Annotated in this window: 9 protein-coding genes; 1 reads left to right on the forward strand and 8 read right to left on the reverse strand. The window is 71.3% G+C overall.

Features of this window, described 5'->3' with window-relative positions:
* Positions 1 to 3: 3 nt before the first annotated feature.
* The 5 genes from H9I49_RS10845 to H9I49_RS10865 all read right to left on the reverse strand — a co-directional run bounded on the left by H9I49_RS10845 (position 4) and on the right by H9I49_RS10865 (position 7,631).
* On the reverse strand, positions 4 to 1,179 hold the full coding sequence (locus H9I49_RS10845; protein ID WP_188030330.1) for a hypothetical protein: 1,176 nt from the start codon (positions 1,177 to 1,179) through the stop codon (positions 4 to 6).
* A gap of 110 nt (positions 1,180 to 1,289) precedes the next feature.
* Entirely contained in the window at positions 1,290 to 1,874 is a 585-nt protein-coding gene (locus H9I49_RS10850; protein WP_255523814.1) for a general stress protein, read from the reverse strand.
* Between the two features lie 40 nt (positions 1,875 to 1,914).
* The gene (locus H9I49_RS10855) at positions 1,915 to 3,114 is read right to left on the reverse strand and encodes an acyl-CoA dehydrogenase family protein (RefSeq protein WP_188030331.1); all 1,200 of its coding nucleotides are present in this window, start codon (positions 3,112 to 3,114) and stop codon (positions 1,915 to 1,917) included.
* A 150-nt stretch (positions 3,115 to 3,264) separates the two neighbouring features.
* Complete coding sequence (locus H9I49_RS10860; protein WP_188030332.1) at positions 3,265 to 4,140, reverse strand: caspase family protein; 876 nt, start codon at positions 4,138 to 4,140, stop codon at positions 3,265 to 3,267.
* Positions 4,141 to 4,202: 62 nt separating this feature from the next.
* Entirely contained in the window at positions 4,203 to 7,631 is a 3,429-nt protein-coding gene (locus tag H9I49_RS10865; RefSeq protein WP_188030333.1) for a CHAT domain-containing protein, read from the reverse strand.
* Between the two features lie 248 nt (positions 7,632 to 7,879).
* Between H9I49_RS10865 and H9I49_RS10870 the strand changes: the two genes are divergently transcribed.
* On the forward strand, positions 7,880 to 8,788 hold the full coding sequence (locus H9I49_RS10870) for a serine protein kinase RIO (RefSeq protein ID WP_188030334.1): 909 nt from the start codon (positions 7,880 to 7,882) through the stop codon (positions 8,786 to 8,788).
* Positions 8,789 to 8,906: 118 nt separating this feature from the next.
* Here the strand turns inward: H9I49_RS10870 and H9I49_RS10875 are convergent, their stop codons facing one another.
* From H9I49_RS10875 to H9I49_RS10885, 3 genes are read right to left on the reverse strand one after another with little or no spacing between them, the layout of a single operon-like run.
* Positions 8,907 to 9,545: a nitroreductase family protein gene (locus tag H9I49_RS10875; protein WP_188030335.1), complete on the reverse strand. Its 639-nt coding sequence runs from the start codon at positions 9,543 to 9,545 to the stop codon at positions 8,907 to 8,909.
* Entirely contained in the window at positions 9,545 to 10,954 is a 1,410-nt protein-coding gene (proS, locus tag H9I49_RS10880) for a proline--tRNA ligase (protein WP_188030336.1), read from the reverse strand. Before proS ends, H9I49_RS10875 begins: the two co-directional genes overlap by 1 nt.
* Positions 10,955 to 11,005: 51 nt before the next feature.
* A complete protein-coding gene (locus tag H9I49_RS10885; RefSeq protein WP_188030337.1) occupies positions 11,006 to 11,863 on the reverse strand; it encodes an extensin family protein in 858 nt (285 codons plus the stop codon).
* Between the last annotated feature and the right edge of the window lie 70 nt (positions 11,864 to 11,933).

Here is an 11,933-nt window from a genome sequence, read left to right on the forward strand (position 1 = left end):
CGGTCAACGCGTCATCGGGACGTCGCTCGGGGGTGCGGGGTCGATACCGACGCTGCCGCCCGAGCCGCCGCCCGTCGAGCCGGGCACCTCGGTCGGGGTGTCCGGCGCGACCGGCCCGCCGGTGGACACCGAGCCGTCAGACGACACGGAGCCGTTCGGGTCGGGCCCGGGGATCGGCGGGCTCCACTGCTCCACGAGGTCCACGAGGTCCCCGGCGTCGACGCTCTCGAGGTTCGAACCGAGGACCGCAGGGTCGCACGCGGGGTCGACGTTGATACGCACGGCCGGCCCGACGGCATACGTGAGCACGAGCCCGAAGCGGGAGTCAGTCGCCTTGCCCGATCCCTCGCAGGTCTGGCCCGTCGGGCGCGTGGCGAGGGCGCGGAGCGCGCTGACGACCTCGGCCGACTGCGACGCCTCGAGCTCGGTCGCCTTCGTCGCGCCGTCGGCCGACGTGCGGCAGACCGTCACCTCGGGGTCGCCGTCGGGGGCGAGCGATCGGTCGTCGCCCAGCCGGCCCCACGACCACTGGTTGCACGCCCCCGCGAGCTCAGCGGGCGGGCGCCGCGTGCCGAACATCCCGTCGAGCGTGATGCCGAGCGGGGCGCCCGACGTGAAGTCACCGTTGGTGGACGTGGAGCAGGAGTTCGCGTCGGCCTTCGCCGCCACCCACACGATCGCATCGCCGTACGCGGCACCCACGAGGTATGCCGTCTCGTTGCCGGCCATCGCCGTGCACGCGCGCGGCAGCTTGTTCCACCGCGGGGCCCAGGTCAGCGCCTCGACCACCTCGGCACGCTGCGACTCGGTGGCGACCGTGCGCTTCTGGAGCCTGAAGGGGGCAGCGAGCGGCTTCGTCGCCATGACGTCCATGACGGGATAGCCGCAGACGACGAGCGACCGCGGCTCACGGTCGGGCAGCAGGCGCGCAGCGCCGACGACGCCCTGCGGCTTCTCGGGGACCGTCATCCCCTCGGCCGATGCGAGCGAGGCGGGGCACTCGAGGGCGCCGTCCGAGCCCATCGGCTGGGTCGTCACTGGACGGAGCGTGCCCACGGCGTCCCCGGTTGCGCCGGGAGCCGGGGTCGACCCGCACCCGCTGAGGGCGAGGACGCCGACCACCGCACCCGCCGCGAGGCGCTGGCGCACGGCATTCGGCGTGGAGCTGCGGGTCTGCATCGGGGACTCCTTCGTCGGGGATCCGTCACCCAGAAGGACACACGAGGTGCCCCGTTCGTTGCGCCGGCACCGAACCGGATGGCAGCCGGACGACAACCGGGCGGCGGGCTTCAGCCGGCCGGCGGTGGACCCGGCTCGTCGGCGGGCGTCGCGGGCGGCGTGGCGGGAACGGTGCCGAAGCCCGCGCTGCCACCGACGGTGATGCCGGCGTCGGCGAGGATCTGCCGGCCCTGCTGGGCGAACTTGTGCTCGACGAAGACCTCGTAGCGTGTCGCGACGACCTGGCTCACCGACGCGAAGTCACGCACACCACGGGTGAAGGCGTAGCCGACGACCGACCAGACGAGACCGAAGACGGCGCCGTAGAGGGCCGTGAAGAGGAGCAGCGTGACCGGGCTGGTCGGCCGGGAGAACAACGACAGGATGAGACCCACGAACAGGCCCAGCCACACGCCCGACAGCGCGCCGCCGAGCGCGACCCGACCCCAGGTGAGGCGCGCGGTGACCCGCTCGAGCTGCTTGAGGTCGGTCCCTACGATGAGGCAGTTCTCCACCGGGAACTGGTTGTCGGAGAGGGTGTCGACAGCCCGTTGCGCCTCCTCGTACTTCTCGAAGACCCCCAGCGACATGGGGTACTCGAGGGACAGCGTGGCGAATCCCTGCCGTCCCCCCGGACCCTTCGGTTGCAGGCTCATGCATCCATCCTCGCACTCCGCCCGGCGCGGCGAGGCGCCCTCAGGCCTTGAGCTTGTAGTCCTCGACGAGGCGTCGACCGATGATCATCCGCTGGATGTCGGCGGTGCCCTCACCGATGAGCAGCATCGGCGCCTCGCGGTAGAGGCGCTCGATCTCGTACTCCTTCGAGTAGCCGTAGCCGCCGTGGATGCGGAAGCTGTCCTCGACGACCTGCGAACAGTACTCGGACGCAAGATACTTCGCCATCCCGGCTTCGAGGTCGTTGCGCTGGCCCGAGTCCTTCTTGCGCGCGGCCTTCACCATCATCTCGTGCGCCGCCTCGACCTTGACGGCCATGTCGGCGAGACGGAACAGGACCGCCTGGTGGTCGACGATCTTCTTGCCGAACGTCTCGCGCTGCTGCGCATAGGACACCCCGAGCTCGAACGCCCTTCTCGACACACCACATCCGCGCGCGGCGACGTTGACCCGGCCCACCTCGACGCCGTCCATCATCTGGTAGAAGCCTTTGCCCGGCTCGCCGCCCAGGATCTGCGCGTCGCTCGTGCGGTGGCCATCGAAGATGAGCTCGGTCGTGTCGACGCCCTTGTAGCCCATCTTGTCGATCTTGCCGGGCACGGTGACGCCCTGGGCCGTCTCGCCGAAGCCGGGCTCCTTGTCGATGAGGAAGGTCGTCATGTTCTTGTAGACCGAGTCGGCGCCCGTGTCCGTCTTGACGAGGACGGCGACGAGGTTCGCCGAGCCGCCGTTCGTCAGCCACATCTTCTGGCCGTTGATGGTCCACTCGCCGGCGCCGTCGCGGACCGCCTTGGTCTTGATCGCCGAGACGTCGGAGCCGCAGCCGGGCTCGCTCATCGAGAAGGCGCCGCGGATCTCTCCCGTCGCCATCTTGGGCAGGTAGTGCTGCTTCTGCTCCTCGGTGCCGTGCTGGAGCACCATGTACGCGACGATGAAGTGGGTGTTGATGATGCCGCTGACGCTCATCCAGCCGCGGGCGATCTCCTCGACGCAGAGCGCGTACGTCAGGAGCGACTCGCCGAGCCCGCCGTACTCCTCGGGGATCATCAGCCCGAAGATCCCCATCTGCTTCATCTGCTCGACGATGGAGGAGGGGTACTCGTCCTTGTGCTCGAGCTCCGTCGCGACGGGGAGGATCTGCTCGTCGACGAACTCGCGGACGAGCTTGAGCAGCTCGGTCTGCTCCTCGGAGAGGCCGTCGGTCTGCTGGAGTCGGGACATGCTCGGATCGCCACCTTGCGTCTGGGCCGTGCGTCGGGCCTTGCGTCAACTCCGACCGAGTATGCCGTCGCCCCGGGGGCGCGGTCAGCGCGCTCGCGTGTGAGTACCGACACCTGTGTCCTCGCTCACCGGGGAGGGGACCGCGGCCGGCTACCAGGGCTGCCCGAACCCGACCTTCTTCGACTTGACCGGGCCTTCGAGCGTCGAGCGTTGGCTGAAGTCGCCGTCCTTGAGTCCGGCGGTGACGGATCGGAGCAGCTCGGTGCGGGTGGCGGTCGGGCTGTCCTTCATGGCCTTGAGGAACAGGTAGGTGAACGCGCCGTTGGAACGGCCGTCGAAGGTGGCGTCCGACGCCGTCTGGTCGGGCTTGCAGGCGGCGAAGAGCACCGGTTTGGATGCCGTCGACCGGCTCCTCACGAGCTCGACGAGGGCCTTGCGGTCGACGGTGCGCACGGGTGTGGCCGCTCGCAGCGAGCGGGTCTGCTCCAGCCCCCGGCGGGTCGGCGCGGGCAGGAAGCGGGGACGGCGGCCGAGCAGCTGCGCCTGGAGGATCTCTTCGAGGTCCTTGAGTCCCGTGCCGCTGTGGCACGTGTCGAGGAGCACCTCGAGCAGCACCCCCGATGGGACGCGGGCGAAGAGGTCGCGCAGCTCGTCGTCGACGATGACCGTGTCACGGTCCCACTGGTCGCCCTTCTGGCGGATGTCGTAGCAGGCGAAGGCCTCGTCGAGGTCGTCCGCCTCCTGGTCGCCGCCTGGCTCGTTGGGCACCTGGGTGCCGTGGCTCGACAGCGTGAAGACGAGGTGGTCGCCCGGCTTCGCGGACCCGACGAGCTTCTCGAGGGCGTCCATGACGTTGCGCCGGGTGGCGTCGGCGTCGGTCAGGACCGTCGTGGAACGAGCGGTGAAACCGAGTGGCCTCAGCGCCTTGGCGATGTCGTTGGCGTCGTTGACGCAGCCGGCGAGCCAGCTGGTGTGCGGTAGTGACTTGAACTCGTTGATCCCCACGCACAAGGCCCTGCGTGCCATGGCCGTTCCTTTCCCTGGTCCGGAACCCCTCGGGTGAGTGGGTTCGACTGTGTCGTAGCCGTTCACACCGCCCGGAGGACGGCGTCGGGTCTCGCGTAGACGACGTAGGCCAGCCACGTCGGGTCGTCGGCGTCGCGGGCGGCAGCCCGCGCGAGGGCGCTCGCGCGGGACATCGGCGTGCCCTTGAGCAGCTCCTCGTAGAGCGTCTCGACGAAGACGCGCGCGGGCTCCTCCTGCACCGACCACAGGCACGACACGAAGGCCGAGGCGCCGGCGTCGAGGAACGCCTTGGCGAAGCCCCCCACGGTCGTGAAGAGCTCACCCGAGCGCCCGGTCTGGCAGGCGTTGAGCACGACGAGCGGCCCGGGGACGCCGGGGTCGGTCCAGTCGACGTTCTGCGAGACGTCCGTCGAGCTGAGGTACTGCTCGCGTACGGTCGAGCCACGCCGCTGGCCCCGGAGCAGCACCTTCGCGTCGGCGATCGCCTCGCTTCGGGCGGCGCCGTGGCCAGAGAAGTGCAGCAGGTCGAAGCCGCCTCCGCGCAGGAGACGCTCGACACCGCTGGGTGTCGCCGTGACCGGCTTGGCACCGAAGCGATCGCGGAGGTAGCCGGCCTCGGCGACGCCCACGTCGTTCTTGAACATCGGGTTGGCGTAGACGGGGCAGATCGACCGTGCCCTGCCGCGGCGGACCCGTACCTCGCGGGGCGGGAAGCTGCCGAGCTGCCAGCGCACGAGACCACCGGAGGCGAGGAATCGAGGCTTGGTGCCGCGCTTGCCGCGCGGGGGCTTGAGGTGCACCAGCTCCCACGGCACGAACGGCTCGTCGGTGTAGACGATGAGGTCGCGCACGCGCTCGCGGTGCTTCCAGAGGTAGGCCTGCATCTCCTCGGGGAAGAACTGGTCGAACAGCAGAGCGCCGGTGTTCTGCAGCTGGGTGAGTCGCTGCCGCGGCGTGAGGTCCGGGTCCTTGATGACCCGCTCGACCTCGGCGATCCGGTCCCGCACGAACTCGTCCCGGCCGACGATCGGCGCGGACTCGAAGACCTGCTCGGCCTCGCCGGGGACCAGGCGGAGGGCGTAGCTGTACACCCGCTCCCCCGTGATCCGGCGGCCCTCGACGATGTCGAGGCAGGCGAGCCCGTCGAGCTCCGGGGCGTCGATCCCGGTGTGCACGGCGGCCGTGGCCGGCGCCGGTGCGACCATGCCGGCCGCAGCCGCCGTCGCCTCGAGGGCCACCGTGGCGACGGGCACCCAGCCCTGGCGCAGCACGATCGACACGCGGACGGGGCCGGCGGCCAGGGCCCGCGCGCGGAAGGTGAGCTCGCTCGCCCAGTCACCGCTCGGCAGACCGAAGACCTTCGCGTCGGTGTCGAGGACCGTGACGTTCTCCTTGGCGTACACCTGCACGTTGATGGGCCGCTCGGCGACGACGTGCACGGTCTCCGCCACGTGGACGGTGCCCTCCGTGGGCGCGAGCTGGGCCCGGGCGAGGCGGACGCGGACGGTGAAGTCCGTGCCCGGGGTCACGGTCGAGGGCATCTCGGCGGCCAGCTCGGCGGGAGTGGTCACCTCCGCCGGTTCGGCTCCCACTGCTTCGACGCCCCTGGCACCAGGGCTCGTCTTCTTGGCCACCGACTTCTTCGCCGTGGCCTTCTTGGCCGTGGCTCTCTTCGCCGTCGGCCTGCGGGCCGCCCTCGGAGGTCGCGGCGGCGCGGCCACTGGTGGGGGGACGGACGGCAACGGAGGCAGCGGTTGCGACGGTGGTAACGGTGGCAGCTCCGGGACGGCGCCGAGCTCGTCCCCGCCACCGTCGGCCATCTCGAGGCCGCGGTCGCCTCCGGCCTCCGCGCCGACGACGGGGCCCGCGGTCATCCAGTCGGGCAGGGCCGCCTCGACGTCGGACGCGCCGAGCCCGAGCGGCAGCCACTGCGAGATGGCTCCGATCACCGACAGCTGCGAGAAGTAGTTGACGTGGTGCACGACGTCGTTGGTGCCGAGGGCGAACGCGTCGCGCACGTAGCCTCCGGCCGGGCCACCGATCGCGGCCATCGAGTCCGTGTCGACGACGAGGTCGTTGCCGCCTCGGAAGAGCCCGTCGGCGAAACCCTCGGCGAGCTTCACGGCGAGCTCGCGGGGGAACTCCGGTGGGTTGTGGTGGTCGTCGAAGAGGGAGACGTGGAAGTCGGACGACACCACGTACCAGCTCGTCCCGGGACCAGGCTGCCCCGGCTGGTCCTGGTTGAGCGTCGTGACGAACGGGCCGTCCGGCGTCATCGCGGCCAGTCCGGGCACGCCGTCCTCGCCGGCGGCATACGAGACGAGGTACTTCACGAGCGCGCCGACGCCGCGCACGACGCCGCTGACGATGGCGGCGAAGGGAGCGCCGCCGGGCGCGAGCGACAAGCCGGCCGACGTCGCCATGACGAGGTTCGTGTAGAGGTCGACGAGGTCGTGCCAGCGGGCCGGGTCGGCCAGGTGGGTGCCGCCGTTGGTGGAGGCGACGAACACGATCGAGTCGACGGCCGCGCGCAGGCTCGAGCCGGGCAGCACCGTCTCGACGAAGGAGCGGGTCACGAGCCCACCACGGCTGTGCGTGATGACGTCGATGACGAGCTCGCCGTCGTGCGGCTCGAGCAGCGCAAGGAGGTCGCGCGCGTTGCGCTCGGGGTCGACGCTGAGGGTGCGATGGTCGAACCCGAGGACCGCGTCGTAGGCCGACACGAGGGTGTCGACGAAGCCCTCCGCGCCGGGGGTCACGGCGAGCGCACCGAACGCACCGGTCGTCGAGGAGAAGGTGCCGTGCACGAGGAGCAGGACGCGCGCGGGACGGTCGGTCGGCAGCCCCACCTGCCCGATGCCCTCGACCGGTCGCCAGGCGTCGAGCGCCCCGCCGCTGACGTGGACGAGCCCGGTGCTGACGCTCGACTCCAACCGCTCGACGACCTTGCCGACGATGACGGGTGCCGCGAAGCGCAGGACGACGGCCTGCAGTGCGCCGTGCGCGAGGTCCCCGAGGAGGCCACGATCCGCGCCCGCGCCTGGTGCCGCGAGCGCGCGGGTGCGGCGCGTGGGTCGGGCCGGTGGCTCAGGCTGCACCGAGAGCGAGAACGAGACGGTCCGCGGGCCGGGGTCGAGGGAGCGGGTGCGCTCCTGCGCGCCGACGGGGAGGTGCCAGGAGTAGACGCCGTCACGCTCGAGGAGGATGACCGCGTCGTTGCCGGCCGGCACGTCGACGTCGAGTGAGACGGTGCCTCGCCGGTTGGGCGGGCCCGGCTCGTCGAGGTCGCGGGTTCGCTGTGGTGTCAGGTCGATCCGGTCGACGACGACGAAGTCCTCGTTCCTCAGGGCCTCGACGAGGGCTGCCCTCTCGGCGGCCCGCAGGTCACCGGGCGAGAGGTCCCGGTCTGTGCGGTCGGTAGCCGGTGTGGCGTCGTAGCCGCGCGGCGTACGGACGCGCACCGCTCCCCCACCGAAGGACGCGGACGGCATACGTGGCTCCCCTCCGAGCTCGACCAGAGATGTGGACCTCCCGTCACCGTAGAGCCGCGAGAGCGGCCGGTGATACCGATCCGGCCAAATCGGCGTCACCTGTAATTGCGTTGCGCGCGCCGGCGCGGGTGCGGCACCCTCGGTGTCGACCGCGACGGTGGACGACCGACGCACCGACCCAAGGAGGGTGACATGTCGATCACGGCCCCGGGCACGCCTGCCCACATCACTTCTTCCTTGGAGTCACCTTGTCATTCAATGCTTTTCACCAAGACGAGTACGAGGTCTACGACGCCCGTCTGACCAACGGGCGGGTGTCCGACCTCGAGCTCGAGCAGTACGCGGTCGACACCCAGCCCGACGCCCCGCCCGAGGGCGAGCGGTGGTCGAGCTGGGACGGGGCCACGCACGGTCCGAAGCCACGACCCGCATGGGTCATCACCGACCTCGGCGCCGTCGAGGCCGACCTCGGGGTGCTCAAGACCGGCAAGGAGGCCGACGTCCACCTGGTGCGCAGGTGGGTGCCGGGCTCCCCCGACCGGGACGTGCTCATGGCCGGCAAGCGCTACCGGTCGAGCAAGCACCGCATGTTCCATCGCGACTCGGGCTACCTCGAGGGACGGCGCGTGCGGAAGTCGCGCGAGACGCGGGCCATGCGGACCCGTACCTCCTTCGGCAAGGAGCTGATCAGCGGCCTCTGGGCCTTCGCGGAGTTCGAGACGCTGGTCCGCTTGTGGAACGAGGGCCTGCCGGTGCCGTACCCGGTGCAGATGTCCGACGACGAGATGCTGATGGAGTTCATCGGCACGCCCGACGGACAGGCCGCACCGCGCCTCGCCCAGGTCCGGCCCGCGTCCGGCCTGCTGCCCGTGCTCTTCGAGCAGCTGCGCGAGTCGATGCTCCGGCTGGCCGACCTGGGGTGGGCGCACGGCGACCTGTCGCCGTACAACGTGCTCCTCGCCGGGGAGGGCGACGACGCGCGGCTCGTCATCATCGACTGGCCGCAGGTCGTCGACGTCATCGGCAACCCGCACGGCCCGGAGTTCCTCGAACGTGACACGCGACACATGTGTGAGTGGTTCACTCGCCGTGGGTACGTCGTGGACGAGGGTCTGCTCTTCGGTGACCTCATGGCCGCGGCCACGTCGCGCTGGTGAGGCACGGACGCCGAGGAGTCCGCAGGCGTGACGGAGGCCACCCGTTCGTGGGGTGGCCTCCGTCCGCGTGCCGGCCCGGCTCCTCGCCCGGGAGAGGCAGGGGCGGTCGCGTCCGGCCTCAGTCGGTGAGGAAGTCCGCCGGATGGCCGAACTTGCCCGAGTGGACGAAGGCCTCGAGCGGCAGGCGAGAGCGCGGAAGGCGGGCGCGGGTGCGCACCCAGCCGGGCATCTGCGCGTCGCCGTCGGGCCCGGCCGGCAGGCCGAGCGCGATGCCGGTCGTCACGGCCCAGTGCGGCGGCACGGCGAACGCCTCGGTGGCGGCGCGGTGGTCGAAGCCGCCGAACTGGCGTACCTGCAGGCCCATCGAGCGGGCCTGCACGGTGATGTGGGCGACGGCCTGCCCGAGGTCGAACATCGCGTAGTCGCTGTAGGCGATCTCGTGGTCCTCGTCGGTCGCGACCTGGTGCAGCGTGAGGATGATGGCCGACGCCGACGGTGCCCACGCCTGGTTGGCCGACGACAGCACCTGGACCATCGCGGCGTGGGTGTCGTCGCCGCGCAGGCCGACGATGAAGCCCCACGGCTGCGAGTTGCCGGCAGACGGTGACCAGCGCGCAGCCTCGAGGATGGCGCGCAGGGCGTCCGGGCCGATGACGTGCGAGCGGTCATAGACCATGACGCTCTCGCGGTCGCGCAACAGCGGGGTCAGGATCTCCGGCTGCGCCTCGCGGGGCGGCTCGTGCGGGCTCGCGGTCATCAGTACGCCCTCCCCACCACGGCGAGCACGCCGTCGTCGGACTCCGAGGCCGGCACGGACCCGTCCGGCAGGGTGAGGCAGCGCACCGTGACGGCCGACTCGGCGAGGAGTGCCTCGCCCTCGGGTCCGATCGTCGACCACGGGACCGTGGCCCAGCCGGTCTGGGCCGCCTCGGCGGCCTCGTCGAGGGTCGTGGCCGCCGAGGTGCTGGCGTCACGGTGGGCCAGCGCGGCGGCATAGAGCGCCTCCTGGTCGTCGGCGAGCGCCCCGACGACGACCCCGGCGACACCGGCGAGGGGGACGGCCGACTTGCCGCCTGCGATGCGCCGGGCCACGGTGACGCTCCCCTCGGTGAGGTCACGGGGGCCCATCTCGACGCGGACCGGGATGCCCTTGAGCTCTGCGTCGACCACGCGGCGCCCGAAGGGTGTGTCGAGGCGCGCGTCGAGCTCGGCCCGCACTCCGCGCGCCACGAGGTCCGAGAGGACCTGCCGCGCCGCCTCGAGGACTCCCTCGCCCTCCTTGACGACCATGACGAGTGCCTGGACCGGCGCGAGCCGGGGCGGCACGCGCAGCCCGTGGTCGTCGCCGTGGCACATGATGAGGCCGCCGAGCATGCGGGTCGAGGTGCCCCACGACGTGGTCCAGCACGTCTCGTGGCTGCCCTGCTCGGAGAGGTACGAGATGTCGAAGGCCTTCGCGAAGTTCTGCCCGAGCTCATGGCTCGTGCCCATCTGCAGTGCCTTGCCGTCGCGCATCATCGCTTCCAGCGCAAGCGTGTTCGTCGCGCCGGCGAAGCGCTCCCTGGCCGTCTTGCGACCGAGGACGACCGGCATGGCGAGCATCTCGCGCATGAAGGTCGCGTAGACCTCTTCGTGGATGTGCTTGGCGTAGAGGCGCGCGTCCTCCTCCGTGGCGTGTGCCGTGTGGCCCTCCTGCCAGAGGAACTCGCTCGTGCGCAGGAAGATCCGCGGACGCAGCTCCCACCGGACGACGTTGGCCCACTGGTTGAGCAGCAGCGGCAGGTCGCGGTAGCTCTGCGTCCACTTCGCCATGAACTCACCGATGACGGTCTCGGAGGTCGGCCGCACCACGACCGGCTCCTCGAGCTCCTTGCCACCGGCATGCGTCACCACGGCGAGCTCGGGACTGAAGCCCTCGACGTGCTCGGCCTCGCGGGTGAGGTACGACTCGGGGATGAAGAGCGGGAAGTACGCGTTGCGCGCGCCCGCGTCCTTGATGCGCCGGTCCAGGTCGGCCTGCATGCGCTCCCAGATCGCGTAGCCGTACGGCCGGATCACCATGGTGCCGCGCACCGGACCGTTGTCGGCGAGCTCGGCCTTGGCGACGACGTCCTGGTACCAGCGAGGGAAGTCCTCGGTCTGGGGCGTGAGCACGGGCTGGGCCATGGCCTCGATCCTACGGTCGGCGTGTACGCGTCCCTCCCGGCGTGACCCGGCTCACGTCGCCTGGGCCCGCTCCATCGTCGCGACCATGAACGCCTGCCACGCCTCGCGCGACTCGGCGAGCTCGCCCGGCCCGCCGACCTGCTCGAGGATGCGGGACGTCGCGTCGCGAGTCACGTCGTCGAAGTCGCCCGTGGTCTCGACGTCGGTGCGCTCCCACACGTGCCGGCACATGGCCTGCACGGCCTGGACCTGCGCGTTGGAGCGGCGGATGAGGCGAGGTCGTTCCGGACCGAAGCGTCCGATGTCGACGTGGATGTGGTTGGCGTGCGCGGCGTCGAAGAGATACGTCAGCACGTCGGCGAACTCGTGGTGGAGCCCGGCGGCTGTGCCCCAGTAGAGCCGGAGACGCCGGCGCAGCTCGCTCGCCGGGGCGTCCCGCCACTGGTCGTAGCGCAGCGACGTCAGGTCGCGCCCGTCGGCGCGCAGCCGCGCGATGTCGATCGCCTCGCCCGAGCTGTGCCACGACGTCGACGAGCCACGCACCCAGGCGCCGAACGAGCGGATCTGGTCGGGTGCCTGCCCCACGTGCCGCCGGTGCAGCGCGAGCCACCCGTCGAGCCGGGCCCCGAACGGCTCCGTCACGTAGTAGGTCGCGGGACGCCCGTTCACCTCGTAGGCGTATGCCGCGTGGCCGATGCGCCGGCGGGCCCGCAGGTCCGTGAAGTCGACGGGCTGCGGGTCGAGGCGCAGCTCGGGCGGTGGCGGTTCGCCGAGACCCGGGATCTGCGGGAGGGGCGGGAGGCCGGGACCGTGCGACACGGCATACAGCCCGCCGGCGGCGACCGCTCCGACCGCGCCGAGCGTGAGGAGGCGCCGACGGGTCAGGCCGGAGCCGGTGTCCTGCCTCATGACTGCTCCAACGCACGAGGGCGCCGGAGGTATCCCGCACGCCGGACCGATGGGGCAGACTCACGATGAG

The sequence above is a fragment of the Terrabacter sp. MAHUQ-38 genome (assembly GCF_014518425.1).
In the GTDB taxonomy this organism is placed as follows: Bacteria; Actinomycetota; Actinomycetes; order Actinomycetales; family Dermatophilaceae; genus Terrabacter.